Below are 16,754 nucleotides of genomic sequence, written 5' to 3'. Positions count from 1 at the left end.
GCGCGGTGCGACCCCGCCGCCGATTCGAGCGTTCTTCGCGGCGCTCCATCCCTGTCCCGGTCGGGACTTCAGAGCCAATGACTTCATGACCGATCCGATTGCCGAACAGCCTGAATACGGCGCCGATTCCATCAAGGTTCTCAAGGGCCTGGACGCGGTGCGCAAACGGCCGGGCATGTATATCGGCGACACCGACGACGGCTCGGGCCTGCACCACATGGTCTATGAGGTGGTCGATAACGCCATCGACGAGGCTCTGGCCGGTCACGCCGATCTGGTTCAGGTGATCCTGAATGCGGACGGTTCGGTCACGGTGACCGACAACGGCCGCGGCATTCCCACCGACATCCACGCCGAGGAAGGCGTGTCGGCGGCCGAGGTCATCATGACCCAGCTGCACGCGGGCGGTAAGTTCGACCAGAACTCCTATAAGGTGTCCGGCGGTCTGCACGGCGTGGGCGTCTCGGTCGTGAACGCCCTGTCCGACTGGCTGCAGCTGAAGATCTATCGCGACGGCAAGCAGCACGAGATGCGTTTCGAGCGCGGCGATACGGCCAAGTCGCTGGAAGTCACCGGCGTCGCCCCGATCCGCACCGAAGGCCCCAAGGCGGGTCAGCCGTTGAGCGGCACCGAGGTCACCTTCTATCCGTCGGTCACCACCTTCAGCCACATCGACTTCGACCTGAAGACGCTGGAGCATCGCCTGCGCGAGCTGGCCTTCCTGAACTCGGGCGTGGTCATCAGGCTGGCGGATCAGCGTCACGCCGAACCCATCGAAATGATGCTGCATTACGAGGGCGGGGTCGAAGCCTTCGTGCGCCACCTCGACAAGTCCAAGACGCCGATCCTGAAGGACGTCATAGTCATTCGCGGGCGTAAGGACGGGATCGAGCTGGACCTGGCCCTGTGGTGGAACGACAGCTATCACGAGACCATGCTGTGCTTCACCAACAACATCCCCCAGCGGGATGGAGGCACCCACCTGTCGGCCTTCCGCGCGTCGCTGACGCGGGTTATGGGCGGCTATATCGAAAGCTCGGGCCTGGCCAAGAAGGAGAAGGTCGCCCCGACCGGCGAAGACGCCCGCGAAGGCCTGACCTGCGTGCTGTCGGTCAAGGTGCCGGACCCCAAGTTCAGCTCTCAAACCAAGGACAAGCTGGTCTCGTCCGAGGTGCGTCCGGCGGTCGAGAACCTGTGTTCCGAGGGCCTGTCCACCTGGTTCGAGGAACACCCGGTCGAGGCCAAGCTTATTGTTTCGAAGATTATCGAAGCTGCTTCGGCCCGTGAAGCCGCACGCAAGGCCCGCGATCTGACGCGGCGCAAGTCGGCGTTGGAGATCTCAAGCCTGCCCGGCAAGCTGGCCGACTGCCAGGAACGCGATCCGGCCAAGTCCGAACTGTTCATCGTCGAGGGCGATTCCGCAGGCGGCTCGGCCAAACAGGCCCGCAACCGCGAGAACCAGGCCGTCCTGCCTCTGCGCGGCAAGATCCTGAACGTAGAGCGCGCTCGCTTTGACCGGATGCTGTCGTCGGACCTGATCGGCACCCTGATCCTGGCCCTGGGCACCGGCATCGGGCGGGACGATTTCAACGCCGACAAGCTGCGCTATCACAAGATCATCCTGATGGCCGACGCCGACGTCGACGGCGCCCACATCCGCACCCTGTTGCTGACCTTCTTCTATCGTCAGATGCCCGAGCTGATCGAGCGGGGCCACGTCTATATCGCCCAGCCGCCGCTCTATAAGGTCTCCAAGGGCAAGCAGTCGCGCTACCTCAAGGATCAGGCCGAGATGGACGCCTATCTGATCGAGGAAGGCTCGTCGGAGGCCGAACTGGACCTGTCGAGCGGCGAGCGGCGCCTGGGCCTGGACCTGCAGTCGCTGGTGCGAGAGGCCAAAACCTTCAAAGCCGGCGTGGATCGGCTCAGCCAGCGCGCGCCCGCCTTCGCCATCGAGCAGGCGGCCCTGGCCGGTCTGTTCGCCGAGGAGGCCGACATGGCGACGGCCTCGGCCGCCGCGGCCGTGCGTCTGAACCTCTATGCCGAAGAAGGCGACGGGGAATGGACCGGCGCGCCTGGCGAACAGGGCGCCGTGGTCTTCACCCGCACCCGCCGCGCGGTGCAGGAGACCATCGTTCTGGAAGAAACCCTGGTCCGGTCGCTGGACGCCCGACGCCTGGCCGAACGCGCTGCGGCATTCGACGGCGTCTTCGCCGCCCCGGCCGTCTATCGCCGCAAGGACAAGTCCACCGACATCCGTGGGCCGCTGGACCTGCTGAACGCCGTGCTGGACGCGGGCAAGAAAGGCCTGTCCATCCAGCGCTACAAGGGTCTGGGCGAGATGAACCCCGAGCAGCTTTGGGAAACGACGCTGGACGTCAACGCCCGCACCCTGCTGCAGGTCTCGGTCGAGCACGAAGAAGACGCCAACGACCTGTTCGCCAAGCTGATGGGCGACGTGGTCGAGCCCCGCCGTGAATTCATCCAGGAAAACGCCCTGGACGCCGCCGTCGACGTCTGACGCCAAACGGGGCGCGGCCTACTGGCTGCGTCCCGCCGCGATGAAGGCCTGGATGGTGGGGAAGCGGGCGGCTTGCGGCCGCAGTTCCTCGCAGGCGAAGGATTTGATGGCGCCGTAGATGCCGCCGGTCGGGGTCGCCTCCCACGGCGTATCCTCCGAATAGCGGTCGGTTTCCGCCCCGTCCTTGCCGTAGGTCACGGTTGCGCCCGAACGCGACTGGCCGTCAGAGCAGCGCACCATCACCTCTTCGGTCTCATAGCTGAGGTCCGTCGCCTCGCCGCGCGCGTGGACCCGCGCCATCTTGGTGGTGACGACGCCGTCCACCGACGCCATGGCGTCGAGGTCCACCAGATAGACCGTGGCGTCGCTGCGCGAAAAGGCCGCCCAGCTTTCCGCCGCCGCCGGCGACGCCAGCCCGAACACAGCAAGGCCGAGCGCCGACGCGGCGACGGCGATGTCTATCGTTTTGATCATCCTCTTCCCTCCCCAGGCAAGGCGGCCATTCCATACCTGGGCGAGACGAATTTCAATCGCCGTCGGACAGGTTTTACGCAGGCGGCGTCAGGGGCGGTCGCGCGACGGCAGGGCGGCGATCTCGTCTGAGGTCAGTCGGCGGACGACGCGGACGCGGCACGGCTCGGCGCCGGTCGTCGGGCTGCGCAAGCGCGCCGGGTCGCCCACGCAAAGACGGCTGCTTGCATCCATCGGAACCAAAGCGATGGACACAGCCTGGGGCAGGTCGCGGCACACGGCGGCGTCGATCTGGAAGACCTCCGTCGCCGAGGTGCGGACATACAGGGTCTGCTCGTTGGGCGCCGTGAAGTTGCGCACCAGATTGGGCCGGAAACAGGGGTTGGCGGCGGTGCGCGTGGCGGACGGCGACAGACCGGACCCGGTCGGGGCGCAGGCGGCCAGGGCCAGAAGGGCGGATGAAGCGAGGACAAGGCGCAGCATGGTGTTCTCCTGACGACAGCCCCGCGCCTCAATCCTCTCGCCGGGGGGTGTCGGGCGCAAGCGAAATCGTCTGCACGGCAGGGCGGCGGGGCGAGACCCGGCTGGCCAGATCGCGCGGCAGGGGCGACGGCCGGTTCAGGATCAGCGCCGCCAGATGCTCGCCCAGCAAGGGCGCCACGCAGAAGCCGCGCGACCCCAGTCCGCCCAAGATATAGAGGCCTTCGTCCAGGGCGCCCGCCAGGGGCAAGCGGTCCGGCGTCGTGGCGCGAATGGCGGCTCGGCTGCGGGTCACGCCGGCGGACGTCACGCGGTCGGCTAAGGCGGGCAGCCGCGCCCGCAAGGTGTTCAGATTGCGGGCGCTGTCGCTGGGGCGCGGCGCGACATCCACCTCGCCCCGATCATGGGTGGCGCCGTAGAGGAACCCCTGGCCCGTCGGGGCGACATAGCCGCCCCAGGCCATGGCCTGGATCGATCCCGCATCCTCGATCCAGTCCGCCTGACCGCGCACGGGCGACAGGCGCGGGGCGGCGTCGCAGCCTTCCAACAGGTCCGCGCCGCCCCAGCCGGCGGCGACCACCACCACATCGACCTGGGCCAGCACCGCGCCGGCGTCGTCCAGCAGCCGCCAGCCCTCGTCGCCGCGCAACAGGCGCGCGACACGCGCCGTCCGCATTTCCGCATCCGCCAGCCAGTCGGACAGGATGGCGGCCGGATGGACCGCGCAGGCGTCCTTCATCAACAGCCCGCCCGCCCCGACCGGCTCGCCGGCCGTGGCGTCGGCCACACCGGCATCCATGATCGTCATGGCGTCGGCCGGCCAGATCGGCTGATCCGCGACCTTCTCGAACCGGCCCCGATCGCGCGGCGCCTGAGGCAGTTGCAGCACCCCCTGGCCAAGGATGGCGTCCGGCGTTTCGGCATAGAGCGTGCGCGCCCGTTCCAGCGCCTGGGCGTGGAAGGCCGCGATGCCCGGATCGCCCGCGTCCAGGCGTGGAGTGACCAGGCCGGCGGGAAAGCCGGAGCCGCCAGCGCCCGGCCGGTCGGCCTCGAACACCACGGCTTTCACGCCTTGCGCCCTCAGAGCCCGCACGACGGAGGCGCCGGCCACGCCCGCCCCGATCACGGCCACGCGCGGATGTGTTTCGGGATCGACCGGCGTCGGCATACGGGCCTCCAGCCGCTCGCGTTTGCGGCCGTGGCCGGGGCGCTTGTCGACGACGAAGCCATTCTCGGTCAGGCTGCGCCGCACCGCGCCCGCGACGGTGAAGGTGGCCAGTCGCGCGCCCGGAGCCGAACGGGCGGCGATCAGGCCCATCACCTCTGGCGACCACATCCCCGGATTGAGGGCGGGCGAAAACCCGTCGAGGAACCAGGCGTCGGCCGCGCCCGACCACTGCTCCAACGCCCAGGCCGCGTCGCCGATGGCCAGATCCAGCACAGCGTTGAAGCCCGGCAGATCGATGCGGTGAAAGCCCGGCGTCGCCGCCGGCCAGGCGGCGATCAGGGCATGGGCCGCGTCCGAAAGTTCGGGCCAGTTGGACAGGGCGCGCCCCGCCTCCTGCGCCGTCAGCGGAAAGCCTTCGACCGAAAAGATGTGCAGCCGCCCGTTCGCCGGGCCTGAGCAGCGCCACAGGTGCAGCAGGGCCGCGATGTTCAGCCCGGTGCCGAAGCCCAGTTCCGCGACCGTGAAGGCCGTCCGCCCGGCCCAGGCGTCCGGCAGGCCGCACCCCTCCAAAAATACCGCCCGCGTCTCCGCCAAACCGTCGTCGCGCGAGAAATAGACATCGCCGAACCGGCCCGAGCGCGGTTCTCCTTCATCGGTCCAGGTCAGGCGGGGCGAGGCGTCGTCGGTGGGCATGGCTGGGCCTTTAGCATTGTCGACGCCGCAACGAAAAAGGCCGCCTCCATCGGAAGCGGCCCTTGATGCGGTCAGGCCCTGTGAGGATCAGTGGCCGGAGGGCGCCGGAACCGGCTGGGGCGCAGGCGGCGTGGTCGGGGCCGCGCCCTCGACCGGCGGCGTCGCGGCGGGGGCGGGGGCCGTATCGTTCTGGATGGCCTGGTTGGCGGCGGCCTCGGCGTCGCGCGCGGCCTGATCGACGGTCACGGCCGCCTCTTCGGCGCTGCCAGCGGCCTCGACCGCGTCGCTGGCGGGCGCCTCGGCCTTCTTTTCAGGCGACGGGCCGCAGGCGGCGACGACGAACAGGGCGGCCGACACGGCGGCGAGGAGGGGCATGCGCATGAGAGGTCTCCGAACGGTTCGCGAGGCGGCGCGCCTCATGCCCCACGATAGGGCGGCGGCCTGCAAGGGGGCAAGTCGGGATCGACGCCGCGTCGATCCGGCTCAGTCGGCGGTGATGCTGTTCAGCGCCTCTTCCATTTCACCGAACGAAGGCTGGGCGACGGAGGGGATGTCGCCCCGGCCGATCTCTACCGAAATCTGGGCGGCGTTGCCGTGCAGATGAGCCACCAGCACCGACTGGATAATCTTGTAGTAGGCCGCTTCCTCGTTGAGGATCGCGGTCAGGCGCGCGGCGAACGGGCCGACCAGTCCATAGGCCAGAAACACGCCCAGGAAGGTGCCGACCAGGGCGCCGCCGATCATGCCGCCCAGGACTTCCGGCGGCTCGGTGATCGACCCCATGGTCTTCACGATGCCCAGAACGGCGGCGACGATGCCCAGGGCGGGCAGGCCGTCGGCCAGGTTCTGCAGCGCATGGGCGGCTTCAAGATGTTCGTGATGGTGCTTTTCCAGCTGTTTTTCCATCGCGTCCTCGACCTGGTGGGGGTCTTCCAGGTTCATGGTCATCATCCGCAGGGTGTCGCAGATGAAGTCGACGGCGAAATGGTCCTTCAGCACCTTGGGGTATTTCTGGAAGATCGGGGATTCCTTGGGTTTCTCGATGTGGCTTTCCAACGCCACCACCCCCTTGGACTTCATCGTCTTGGTCAGCTGGAACAACAGGCTGAGCAGGTCCTTGTAGTCCTGCTTTTTCCATTTCGGCCCGGCGAACGCCTTGCCGAACCCGCCGAGCGACGCCTTGATCACCGGCATGGAGTTGGAGATCAGAAAGGCCGCGACGCCGGCGCCGCCGATCGCCATGAACTCATGCGGCAGGGCGTGGGCGATGACGCCGAACTTGCCGCCCGCGAGAATATAGCTGCCGAACACCATGCCGAAGAGCATGACGATGCCGATGATCTGGAACATGGAGGCCGACGATCCTGACGCGAGAGGTCGAGATCATCCCCATTAATCATTAAGACCGCGTTTCGCGAACGGCGTCCGGCGACCGAAAACCAGGGTCAGAGACGCCCCTCGCCCTTCAGGATCGCCGTGCGCGCCGCCGCTGTCAGCTTCTGATAGCCGGACTTGCCGCCGCGCACATAAAGCGCCGAACCGGTCTTTTCGGGGTCGAACCCGTCGGCGACCAGATCGGCCTTGCGATACTTGAACGTGCCGGTCGTTTCCGCCGACTTGATCAACCGCAGGAAGACAGGCTGGGCATAGGCGGGCAGCTTGGCCTCGACGTGATCGGAGAAGGCCTGGGCGTCGAACTTGCCGTCGACCACCAGGGCCGCCATGCCGGCCTTGCCGTCCTGGGCCGGCACGGGCACGCCATAGACGATGGCTTCGGCCACGCCCGGCCCATCCATCAGCACCTGTTCGACCTCTGACGTGGAGACGTTCTCGCCCTTCCATCGGAAGGTGTCGCCCATCCGGTCCACGAAGTAGAAATAGCCTTCCGCATCCTGCTTCATCAGATCGCCGGTGCGGAACCAGCGGTCGCCCTTCTTGAACACATCGGTCAGGATTTTCTTCTGCGAGGCGGCCTTGTCGGCATAGCCCGAGAAGTCATGGCGGATGTCGTTGCCGATCAGGCCGATGGCCTCGCCCACCTCGCCCACGCGCGCCTGCCGGCACAGGCCGTCGGACCCGCGGATCGGTTGTTCGGTGTCCACATCGAACTCGACCAACCGAATGTTGATCTGGGATTTCAGATAGCTGGGCACGCGGCCGATGGCGCCCTGTTTGCCGTCGAAGTTGAACAGCGACACATTGCCTTCGGTCGAGCCATAGAACTCCAGGATTTCGGGAATACGGAACCGCTTCTGGAAATCGGGCCAGACGTCGGCGCGCAGGCCGTTGCCGAACGCCAGACGCAGCTTGTGCTTGGTTTCGTCCTCTTGCGGCGGACAGTTGACCAGATAGCGGCACAGCTCGCCGATATAGACGAACATGGTCGCGCCCGAAGCGCGCACATCGGGCCAGAAACTGGTGGCCGAAAACTTCTTGCGGATCACCAGTCGCGCGCCATTCAGCAGGGCGGCCCCTACCCCGACCAGGCCCCCGGTCGAGTGATACAACGGCAGGACGTTGAATATCCGGTCCTCGGGCGTCGAGCGCGTCGCCCCGGCGAAGGCGCGCATATAGGTGCGGGCGCGAGAATGCGGGATGCGCGCGGCCTTGGGCAGACCCGTCGTGCCGGAGGTGTAGATGTAGAGCGCCGTGTCGCGGTTGGTCAGACCCTCGCGGGCCAATTTGGATGGCCGTACCGACGAGCCGCCGCGCACCGGCTTGTCCAGCCCCCGACGGTCGCTGGTCTCCAGATCGTCGGCCATGCCCAGCACCCACAGGGCCAGAGTATGATCGACCAGAGGCCGCGCCTCCTCGATCTGGCGCCAGCAGTCCTCGTCGGCGACCACATTGAAGGCCTTGGATATGGCCAGACAGTGCGCCAGCCCCTGACCGTTCAGGTTGGTGTTGATCAGCGCCGTGGCGATGCCGACCTTTGAAAAGCCGATCCACGCCGCCAGATATTCGATCCGGTTCGTCATCATCAGGGCGATGGTGTCGCTGCGGCGCAGGCCCCGGTTCTTGGCCCAGTGGGCGAAGCGGTTGGCCATGGCGTCCAGGTCGCGATAGGTCAGGGTGCGCTGACCGTCGTCGATGGCGATGTTGTCCGAGAACTTGTCGACGGCTTCCTCGAAGTCGTCGCACAGCAGCACATCGCTATCCAGCTGGATCGGCTTGATGCGTTTGAGCAGGCGGAACAGGCCGCGCGCGAACCGCACGTCCCGACGGATATTGGCTACAAAACCCATGCGCGCCGTGCCTCCGGTCAATGCGTGTTCCACCCCTCCGGTGATGGACGAAGGCGGGCGGTCGGGTCAACCGCGCCGATGGCGATCCCTGACGGACCCCGGCGGATTGGCGACACTCCTGACCCATTTGTTCTGTTGACGCGGGGGAAATCCAGAGGTGTGGGGTGCTTTTTATCGCCGCATTCCCCGATCCTCCGACCACAAAGGGCGCGGTCAGCGCCTCATTTCAGGCGGAAACAGTATTTCTTCGGGGCTTTTGAGCTGTCGGCGGAACAACCTCGGCAAACGGCGTATTGGTTGATCGACGTTATGGAGGACAGAAACAATGTCGATGACCTACGCCAACGCCAATACCGAGACCCGCGCCGAGGAAACCTTCGTGCCGCGTTACGCCCGCCCCGCCAAATCCAGAAAGTCGGTAAAAACCTGGATGATCCTGGCCCCGATCGGAGCCGTTGTGCTGCTGGGCGCCGGGGTCGCCATGATGATGGGCGGCGGTGAGCAGGCTGCGCTTGCACCTGCGGCCGAAGCCACGGCGCCCGCGATGCAGACCGCCCCGGCCGCGATGAGCGCCGCCCAGGGGCCGGTTGCAGCCGTCGCCCCGGGCGAGCCCGCAGCTTCGCCTACCGCGGCGCCCGCCCCGGTCGCGCGCCGCGCGGAACCGCGTGTTGAGCCCGTCGCTCGCCGCGCCGCGCCAGTGGTTGAGCGTCCGGTCGCAGCGCGTGTCGAGACGCCAGCCGCGTCAACAGGCCCTCGGCCTTATTCGGCGCCTGGCGACGCCGCCGCGAGCACGAGCCAGCTGAACAGCACCCCAGCGGCGACGCAGCCGCCTGCTCGCGTCGTGATCGCCCCGGTCCAACCGACCGCCCCGTCGATCACGGGGCAACCGCTGAACTGATTACAGTCTGACAAACGAAAGCCCCGGCCCAGGTCGGGGCTTTTTCCATGGCGGTCGAACCCTGGGTCCGGGCGGATCAGCGTTCGGGTTGGGCCGGGAACTCCAGCCGACGGACGTCATAGCCCAAGGCGCGCGCTCGTTCGGTCAGGTTGCGCACCTGGGCCCGGGTCGGCAGGTTGCGAGTGTAGATGAACAGCCGGTCGAAGGTCGGATCGGCCGAGATGAACCAGCTGTAGTCGTCCGCCCGGTCCAGCACCCAGTAGTCCCAGGTCACGAACCCGGCCAGGTATTTGACCCTCAACTTGGCATTCGCGCCGGGATCCAGGATCTCGCCGCGTCCGCCGATGGATTTTTCCCTGCCCTGCGGCGAGCCGACCTGACAGGTGTCGCGCACGTCGATGCGTGAACCCTCCACCGGCGTATAGATGGACGCCCCCGCCACGCAGCCGTCGGTCAGACGATCCGGCAGGCGCGCGATCTCATGCCAGCGGCCGGACCACAGACGCTGGACATCCACCGGCTTGGCGGGCTGAGGCGCGTGATATTCCGAAGGAGAGGGGGCCGTCACGCAGCCGGTCAATGCGACCACGGCGACGCTCGAGCCTATCAGGGATTTCATGCTGAACATGAGCGGTTCCGTTCAAGGACATAGGCCGCGCTCCGCGACCCTGGTTCCTTTACGGTCCACCATCGTCATCGGACGCCGCAGGCCGAAAATCTCATAGCAAGCAGCAGTATCCATCGCTTGTTCCGAGACGCGCATTGGCGTTGTCACATTGGCGTTCGACGGAGACGCCTCGGTGAATATCGCCACCCTGACCAGAAGCCGCATCGCCCTGCCCCCCGCACGCCTGACCCATCTTCAGCGTCTGGAGGCCGAGAGCATCCACATCCTGCGCGAGGTGGCGGCCGAGGCCGAGCGGCCGGTGATGCTGTATTCGATCGGCAAGGATTCCGCCGTCATGCTGCATCTGGCGAGGAAGGCCTTTTATCCGTCCAGGCCGCCGTTTCCCCTGCTGCACGTCGACACGACGTGGAAGTTCCGCGCCATGTATGCGATGCGCGAACAGGCGGCGGCGGACCTGGGCGTGGAACTGCTGGTGCATCAGAATCCCGAGGCCGTCGCGCGCGGCATCAATCCCTTTGATCACGGCTCCGCCCTGCATACGGACCTCTGGAAGACCGAAGGGCTGAAACAGGCCCTGTCGCACTATGGTTTCGACGCGGCCTTCGGCGGCGCCCGACGCGACGAGGAGAAGTCGCGGGCCAAGGAGCGCATCTTCTCCTTCCGCACCGCCGAACATCGCTGGGACCCCAAGAACCAGAGACCCGAACTCTGGCGGCTCTACAACACCCGCAAACATCCGGGCGAGAGCATCCGCGTCTTCCCCATCTCCAACTGGACCGAGTTGGACGTCTGGCAATATATCCACCTGGAGCAGATCCCCATCGTGCCGCTGTATCTGGCGGCGGAGCGGCCGGTGGTGGAACGCGACGGCGCGCTGATCATGGTGGATGACGACCGGTTCCGGCTGCATCCCGGTGAGACGCCGCAGATGAAGTCTGTCCGTTTCCGCACCCTGGGCTGCTACCCCCTGACCGGGGCGGTCGAGAGCACGGCCGCGACCCTGCCCGAGGTCATCCAGGAGATGCTGCTGACCACCACCTCGGAACGCCAGGGGCGCATGATCGACCACGACCAGTCAGCGTCGATGGAGAAGAAGAAGCAGGAGGGCTATTTCTGATGGCCCACCAATCGGAGCTGATCGCCCGCGATATCGACGCCTATCTGGACGCCCACCAGCACAAGAGCCTGCTGCGCTTCATCACCTGCGGCAGCGTGGACGACGGCAAGTCCACCCTGATCGGGCGGCTGCTCTATGATTCCAAGATGATCTTCGAGGACCAGATGGCGGCCTTGGAGGCGGACAGCCGCCGCATCGGCACGCAAGGCGGCGACATCGACTTCGCCCTGCTGGTCGATGGTCTGGCCGCCGAGCGGGAACAGGGCATCACCATTGATGTGGCCTATCGCTTCTTCTCGACCGAAAGACGCAAATTCATCGTCGCCGACACGCCCGGCCACGAACAATACACCCGCAACATGGTCACCGGCGCCTCCACCGCCGACGCCGCCGTCATCCTGGTCGATGCGCGACGCGGGGTGCTGACCCAGACGCGGCGGCACGCCTATCTGGTCAGTCTGTTGGGCATCCGCCACGTCATTCTGGCGGTGAACAAGATGGACCTGATGGGCTGGTCGCAGTCGGTGTTCGACGCCATCGTCGCCGACTTCTCGGCCTTCGGCGAGCGGATCGGGCTGAAGACCTTCGAGGCCATTCCGATGTCGGCCCTGCGAGGCGACAACATCACCGAAGCCAGCGCCCGGTCGCCCTGGCATTCAGGTCCGCCGCTGATGCAGGTGTTGGAGAGGCTGGAGGTCGGCGACGACCTGCAGACCGATGCCTTCCGCCTGCCGGTGCAATGGGTCAACCGACCCAATCTCGACTTCCGCGGCTTCGCCGGCCAGATCGCGGCCGGGACCGTGCGGCCAGGCGATCCGGTGCGTGTCCTGCCCTCGGGCAAGACCTCGACCGTCGCCCGGATCGTCACCGCCGACGGCGATCTGGACCAGGCCGTCGCCGGCCAGTCGATCACCCTGACCCTGGCCGACGAGATCGACGTTTCGCGCGGCGACGTCCTGGCCTCGGCCGACGCCCCGCCCGAGGTCGCCGATCAGTTCGAGGCCACGGTGGTCTGGATGGACGACGAGCCCCTGCTGCCGGGCCGGCCCTACCTGCTGAAGATCGGCGCAAGACTGGTCGGAGCGACCATCACCGAGCCCAAGCACAAGGTGAACGTCAACACCCTGGAGCAGCAGCCGGCCAAACGGCTGGAGCTGAACGAGATCGGCGTCTGCAACCTGTCGCTGGACGCCCCCGTCGCCTTCACCCCTTACAGCCGGAACAAGGATCTGGGCGGCTTCATCCTGATCGACCGGATCACGAACCGGACGGTCGGCGCGGGCCTTTTGAACTTCGCGCTGCGCCGCGCCCACAACATCCATTGGCAGGCCCTGTCGGTGGACAAGGACGCCCGCGCCGCCATCAAGAACCAGAAGGGCCGCGTCATCTGGCTGACCGGCCTGTCGGGCGCGGGCAAGTCGACCATCGCCGACCTGGTCGAAAAACGGCTGCACGCCGACGGACGCCACACCTATCTGCTGGACGGCGACAATGTGCGCCACGGGCTGAACCGCGACCTGGGCTTCACCGAGGAGGATCGGGTCGAGAACATCCGGCGCGTCGCGGAGGTGTCGAAACTGATGGTGGACGCCGGCCTGATCGTCCTGGTCAGCTTGATCTCGCCCTTCCGCGCCGAGCGCCGCATGGCCCGCGACCTGTTGAGCCAGGGCGAGTTCGTGGAGGTCCACGTCGACACCCCCCTGGCGGTCGCCGAGGCCCGCGACGTCAAGGGCCTGTACAGGAAGGCGCGGGCCGGCCAGTTGAAGAATTTCACCGGCATCGACAGCCCTTATGAGGCGCCCGAGACGCCCGAGGTCGTCGTGGACACCACCACCATGTCGCCGGAACAGGCGGCCGAACGGATCGTGGCCTGGCTGGACGGCCGGTTCTGGAACGAGGATTTCAGCATCTGACTTGCAGACCGGCGGCGCGCGACGCACGGGAACCTTGACTGTTTCTGGCGCGCTGTAGAGGCCGATGACCCTGCCGATCCAAAAGCTGGACCTGACCGCCATAGAGCGGTCGCAGATCGCCCGCATCGCCGGGACGAACCTGACGGTGGGCGGCCTGATCAGCGCGGGCGTCATCGTGCTGATCGCCTTCGCCGCCCACTGGCTGGTGACGCGCTCGCTGCGCCGGGTGCGCGAACGAGCGGATCGCAGCCGTCAGGCCGTCTATCTGCTGGAGCGGTTGGCGGGCTACGGCATCATCGTGGTCGGGGCGATGGCGGCCCTGTCTGCTGCGGGGCTGAACCTGTCCTCCCTGGCCGTGTTCGCGGGCGCCCTGGGCATCGGCGTGGGCCTGGGCCTTCAGGGCGTGGTCAAGGAGTTCGTGTCCGGTCTGTTCCTGATCTTCGACCGGATGGTGTCGGTCGGCGACTATATCGAGATCGAGGACATCGGCATTCGCGGCGCCATCATGGAGATCGGCCCGCGCGCCACCCGCGTCCGCACCAACGACAACGTCAATGTTCTGGTGCCCAACTCGCGCTTCATCGAACAGCCGGTGACCAACTGGACGCTGAAGGGCGACACGCGCCGCATCCATGTGCCCTTCACCGTCGCCTATGGTTCGGATCGGGGTCTGGTGCGCGACGCCGTTCTGAAGGCCGCCAAGGCCAGTCCCTTCACCCTGCCGGAGACCGAGGCGCGCAAGAGCCAGGTCTGGCTGGTGGCGTTCGGGGATCGGGGGCTGGCGTTCGAACTGGTGGTCTGGCCCACGCGCGACGCCGTGAAACGCCCCGCCGCCATGCACGCCGCCTACACCTGGCTGATCGCCGATGCCCTGGATGACGCAGGCGTCGAGGTGCCGGTGCCGCAGACGGACGTGCGCCTGCGCCGCGTCTTCGGGCTGGAGGGCGACGAGGCGTTGAAACGTCTGGGCCACGGAGACGCCGTCCCGCCCGCGCCGACCGGGCCTCAACGCAGCGCCCAGACCGCCAACGACGCCGCCGCCGACGTCATGGCCGCGGATGAGGAAGAGGCGGCGGATACGCCCGCCTCTCACGGCAAGACGATGGGCTGAGCGCGCGCGCCTTTTACCCCCAAACACTCCGTCACCCTCGGGCTTGACCCGAGGGGCGGATGTTCCGCCGCATTGCGCCCAAAGGCCAAGCACAGCCGATCCGCGCCCGGCCCTCGGGTCAAGCCCGAGGGTGACGGAGTTCAGTCAAGCGGCCGCCGCCTTCGCCTTCAGCCGATAGGCGTGCAGCAGGGGCTCGGTGTATCCGTTCGGCTGTTCGACGCCTTCGAACACCAGGGCCCGCGCCGCCTGATAGGCCAGGCTGGCGTCCGGGTTGGGCGCCATCGGCCGGTACAGCGGATCGCCCGCATTCTGGCCGTCCACCTTGGCCGCCATGCGCAGGAAGGCGGCGTCCACCTGCTCCGCCGTGCAGACCCCGTGCAGCAGCCAGTTGGCGATATGCTGCGAACTGATCCGCAGGGTGGCCCGGTCCTCCATCAGGCCGATGTCGTGGATGTCCGGCACCTTGGAGCAGCCGACGCCCTGATCGATCCAGCGCACCACATAGCCCAGAATGCCCTGGGCGTTGTTGTCCAACTCGGCCGCCACCTCGTCCTCCGACCAGTTGACGCCATTGGCCAGCGGCGGGGTCAGCAGAGCCTCCAGACCCGGCGTGGGCTGGGCTGCGACCGTCTTCTGGACCGCGAACACATCCACCGCATGATAGTGCAACGCGTGCAGGGTCGCCGCCGTGGGCGAAGGCGTCCAGGCGGTGTTGGCGCCCGTCCTGGGGTGGCCGATCTTCTGCTCCAGCATGTCGGCCATGCGGTCGGGCGCGGCCCACATGCCCTTGCCGATCTGGGCCTTGCCCGACAAGCCGCATTTCAGGCCGATGGCGACGTTCCTGGCCTCATAGGCGGCGATCCAGGCGCTGGACTTGATGTCGGCCTTTCGCACCACCGGCCCGGCCTGCATGGCGGTGTGGATCTCGTCGCCGGTGCGGTCCAGAAAGCCGGTGTTGATGAAGACGATCCGGTCCTTCACCGCATGGATGCAGGCGGCCAGATTGGCGGATGTCCGCCGCTCCTCGTCCATCACCCCGACCTTGATCGTGTGGCGCGGCGCATCCAGCAGGTCCTCGACCGCGTCGAACAGGCGATCGGTGAAGGCGGCCTCGTCCGGCCCGTGCATCTTGGGTTTGACGATATAGACCGAGGCCTCGGTGCTGTTTCGGAACGGTCCCCCATCCCCGCCATTCTGGCCCTTTATGTCGTAAAGCGCGATCAGGCTGGTCACGATGGCGTCCATGATCCCCTCGGGCGCATCCGATCCGTCCGCCAGACGAATGGCGGGCGTGGTCATCAGATGGCCGACGTTGCGCACGAACAGCAGGGACCGCCCTTTCAGCGTCAGGCTCGATCCGTCCGGCGCCGTGAAGCCCCGGTCCGCCTCCAGCGCGCGGGTCAGGGTCTCGCCGCCCTTACTGAAGGTCGCCGACAGGTCGCCCTTCATCAGGCCCAGCCAGTTGCGATAGGCCTCGGCCTTGTCGGCGGCGTCGACGGCGGCGACGGAATCCTCCAGATCGACAATGGTCGTCAGGGCCGATTCCAGCACCACGTCCGCCTGGCCCGACGGATCATTGCGTCCGACAGGATGCGTCCGGTCGATCACCAGTTCGATATGCAGGCCATTGTGCTTCAGCAGGATCGAGGTCGGCGCCGAGGCCGGACCCGCAAAGCCGACAAACTGGCCCGCATCCTTCAACGCGGGCGACAGGGCGCCGTCGACCACCGACCATCCGGCGACATCGGCGTGCGATCCCGTGGCCAGGGGCGCCGCCTCGTCCAGAAACGCCTTGGCGCGGGCCACGACCCGCGCGCCGCGCGCGACATCATAGCCCCCGCCTGCGGGCGGATCGCCCAGCGCATCCGTGCCGTACAGGGCGTCATACAGGCTGCCCCAGCGCGCATTGGCGGCGTTAAGCAGGAAGCGGGCGTTCAACACCGGCACCACCAGCTGCGGTCCGGCCATCCGGGCGATCTCGGCGTCCACGCCCTGGGTCGTGATCGTGAACGGCTGCGGCTCCTCGACCAGATAGCCGATCTCGCGAAGGAAGGTCTCGGACGCCCCGACATCATAGGGTTGGCCTCGCCGCGCCCGATGCCAGTCGTCGATCCGGGCCTGCAGGGCGTCGCGCCGGTCCAGCAACGCGCGGTTCTCCGGCGCGAACCGTTCGAAGATCGTCGCCGCGCCCGACCAGAACCTGGCGGCGTCAAGCCCCAGCCCCGGCAGCACCTCCTGTTCGATCAGGGCGATCAGTTCGCCCGCAACGCTCAGTCCGGCGCGATCTTCGTAGGTGGTCATGACGGCGGCTCCCTGCGGTCGGCGCCAAGGCTTGGGCCAACCTGTAACAATGCGTGATCAGGTAAGCGGAGCCCGCCCGCCCGCGCAAGGGTCACGTCGCGTCATCGCCGTCGCTTTTGGTCTAAGGCCGGATACGGCTGGTCAGAAACGCTTAACCGCGTCCGTGAACGAGACCGCAAGCGGCGGCGCCTATTGTGGCCTTACGGAC

The 16,754-nt window shown here is 67.1% G+C and carries 13 protein-coding genes; 5 read left to right on the top strand and 8 right to left on the bottom strand.

Annotated elements, in window-relative coordinates; translation table 11 throughout:
* Window positions 1-85 precede the first annotated feature (85 nt).
* Window positions 86-2,521: a DNA topoisomerase (ATP-hydrolyzing) subunit B gene (gyrB, locus tag P0Y50_05690; GenBank protein ID WEK41097.1), complete on the top strand. Its 2,436-nt coding sequence runs from the start codon at window positions 86-88 to the stop codon at window positions 2,519-2,521.
* A gap of 18 nt (window positions 2,522-2,539) precedes the next feature.
* Here the strand turns inward: gyrB and P0Y50_05685 are convergent, their stop codons facing one another.
* The 6 genes from P0Y50_05685 to P0Y50_05660 all read right to left on the bottom strand — a co-directional run bounded on the left by P0Y50_05685 (window position 2,540) and on the right by P0Y50_05660 (window position 8,578).
* The gene (locus tag P0Y50_05685) at window positions 2,540-2,995 is read right to left on the bottom strand and encodes a hypothetical protein (GenBank protein WEK41096.1); all 456 of its coding nucleotides are present in this window, start codon (window positions 2,993-2,995) and stop codon (window positions 2,540-2,542) included.
* An 87-nt stretch (window positions 2,996-3,082) separates the two neighbouring features.
* Window positions 3,083-3,475 carry a DUF6491 family protein gene (locus P0Y50_05680; GenBank protein WEK41095.1) on the bottom strand — a complete coding sequence of 131 codons (393 nt, stop codon included), beginning with the start codon at window positions 3,473-3,475 and terminating at the stop codon, window positions 3,083-3,085.
* A 28-nt stretch (window positions 3,476-3,503) separates the two neighbouring features.
* Complete coding sequence (gene mnmC, locus P0Y50_05675; GenBank protein ID WEK41094.1) at window positions 3,504-5,333, bottom strand: FAD-dependent 5-carboxymethylaminomethyl-2-thiouridine(34) oxidoreductase MnmC; 1,830 nt, start codon at window positions 5,331-5,333, stop codon at window positions 3,504-3,506.
* 87 nt (window positions 5,334-5,420) lie between these two features.
* Window positions 5,421-5,714, bottom strand: a complete 294-nt coding sequence (locus P0Y50_05670) for a hypothetical protein (GenBank protein ID WEK41093.1) — start codon at window positions 5,712-5,714, stop codon at window positions 5,421-5,423.
* Between the two features lie 102 nt (window positions 5,715-5,816).
* Complete coding sequence (gene motA, locus P0Y50_05665; protein ID WEK41092.1) at window positions 5,817-6,683, bottom strand: flagellar motor stator protein MotA; 867 nt, start codon at window positions 6,681-6,683, stop codon at window positions 5,817-5,819.
* A gap of 95 nt (window positions 6,684-6,778) precedes the next feature.
* Window positions 6,779-8,578 carry a long-chain-acyl-CoA synthetase gene (locus P0Y50_05660; protein ID WEK41091.1) on the bottom strand — a complete coding sequence of 600 codons (1,800 nt, stop codon included), beginning with the start codon at window positions 8,576-8,578 and terminating at the stop codon, window positions 6,779-6,781.
* A gap of 325 nt (window positions 8,579-8,903) precedes the next feature.
* Here P0Y50_05660 and P0Y50_05655 point away from each other — a divergent pair, with 325 nt between their 5' ends.
* On the top strand, window positions 8,904-9,476 hold the full coding sequence (locus tag P0Y50_05655) for a hypothetical protein (GenBank protein WEK41090.1): 573 nt from the start codon (window positions 8,904-8,906) through the stop codon (window positions 9,474-9,476).
* A 76-nt stretch (window positions 9,477-9,552) separates the two neighbouring features.
* Here P0Y50_05655 and P0Y50_05650 read toward each other — a convergent pair whose 3' ends face one another.
* Window positions 9,553-10,095: a lipocalin family protein gene (locus P0Y50_05650; GenBank protein WEK41089.1), complete on the bottom strand. Its 543-nt coding sequence runs from the start codon at window positions 10,093-10,095 to the stop codon at window positions 9,553-9,555.
* 181 nt (window positions 10,096-10,276) lie between these two features.
* On the opposite strand from P0Y50_05650, the gene cysD reads away from it, so the two are divergent.
* From cysD to P0Y50_05635, 3 genes are all read left to right on the top strand, one after another.
* Window positions 10,277-11,221: a sulfate adenylyltransferase subunit CysD gene (cysD, locus tag P0Y50_05645; GenBank protein WEK41088.1), complete on the top strand. Its 945-nt coding sequence runs from the start codon at window positions 10,277-10,279 to the stop codon at window positions 11,219-11,221.
* Window positions 11,221-13,134: a sulfate adenylyltransferase subunit CysN gene (gene cysN / locus P0Y50_05640; protein ID WEK41087.1), complete on the top strand. Its 1,914-nt coding sequence runs from the start codon at window positions 11,221-11,223 to the stop codon at window positions 13,132-13,134. Before cysD ends, cysN begins: the two co-directional genes overlap by 1 nt.
* 64 nt (window positions 13,135-13,198) lie before the next feature.
* Window positions 13,199-14,245 carry a mechanosensitive ion channel gene (locus tag P0Y50_05635; GenBank protein ID WEK41086.1) on the top strand — a complete coding sequence of 349 codons (1,047 nt, stop codon included), beginning with the start codon at window positions 13,199-13,201 and terminating at the stop codon, window positions 14,243-14,245.
* A 144-nt stretch (window positions 14,246-14,389) separates the two neighbouring features.
* Here the strand turns inward: P0Y50_05635 and P0Y50_05630 are convergent, their stop codons facing one another.
* A complete protein-coding gene (locus P0Y50_05630; GenBank protein ID WEK41085.1) occupies window positions 14,390-16,546 on the bottom strand; it encodes a malate synthase G in 2,157 nt (718 codons plus the stop codon).
* Window positions 16,547-16,754: the final 208 nt, after the last annotated feature.

This window comes from Candidatus Brevundimonas colombiensis, from assembly GCA_029202665.1.
In the GTDB taxonomy this organism is placed as follows: domain Bacteria; phylum Pseudomonadota; class Alphaproteobacteria; order Caulobacterales; family Caulobacteraceae; genus Brevundimonas; species Brevundimonas colombiensis.
This window is presented reverse-complemented; position numbering and strand designations above follow the sequence as displayed.

What these genes read in the sequence shown, in the direction of transcription:
- gyrB (WEK41097.1), top strand. Translation starts at nt 86, where the DNA reads ATGACCGATCCGATTGCCGAACAGCCTGAATACGGCGCCGATTCCATC.
- P0Y50_05685 (WEK41096.1), bottom strand. Translation starts at nt 2,995, where the DNA reads ATGATCAAAACGATAGACATCGCCGTCGCCGCGTCGGCGCTCGGCCTT.
- P0Y50_05680 (WEK41095.1), bottom strand. Translation starts at nt 3,475, where the DNA reads ATGCTGCGCCTTGTCCTCGCTTCATCCGCCCTTCTGGCCCTGGCCGCC.
- mnmC (WEK41094.1), bottom strand. Translation starts at nt 5,333, where the DNA reads ATGCCCACCGACGACGCCTCGCCCCGCCTGACCTGGACCGATGAAGGA.
- P0Y50_05670 (WEK41093.1), bottom strand. Translation starts at nt 5,714, where the DNA reads ATGCGCATGCCCCTCCTCGCCGCCGTGTCGGCCGCCCTGTTCGTCGTC.
- motA (WEK41092.1), bottom strand. Translation starts at nt 6,683, where the DNA reads ATGTTCCAGATCATCGGCATCGTCATGCTCTTCGGCATGGTGTTCGGC.
- P0Y50_05660 (WEK41091.1), bottom strand. Translation starts at nt 8,578, where the DNA reads ATGGGTTTTGTAGCCAATATCCGTCGGGACGTGCGGTTCGCGCGCGGC.
- P0Y50_05655 (WEK41090.1), top strand. Translation starts at nt 8,904, where the DNA reads ATGTCGATGACCTACGCCAACGCCAATACCGAGACCCGCGCCGAGGAA.
- P0Y50_05650 (WEK41089.1), bottom strand. Translation starts at nt 10,095, where the DNA reads ATGAAATCCCTGATAGGCTCGAGCGTCGCCGTGGTCGCATTGACCGGC.
- cysN (WEK41087.1), top strand. Translation starts at nt 11,221, where the DNA reads ATGGCCCACCAATCGGAGCTGATCGCCCGCGATATCGACGCCTATCTG.
- P0Y50_05635 (WEK41086.1), top strand. Translation starts at nt 13,199, where the DNA reads ATGACCCTGCCGATCCAAAAGCTGGACCTGACCGCCATAGAGCGGTCG.
- P0Y50_05630 (WEK41085.1), bottom strand. Translation starts at nt 16,546, where the DNA reads ATGACCACCTACGAAGATCGCGCCGGACTGAGCGTTGCGGGCGAACTG.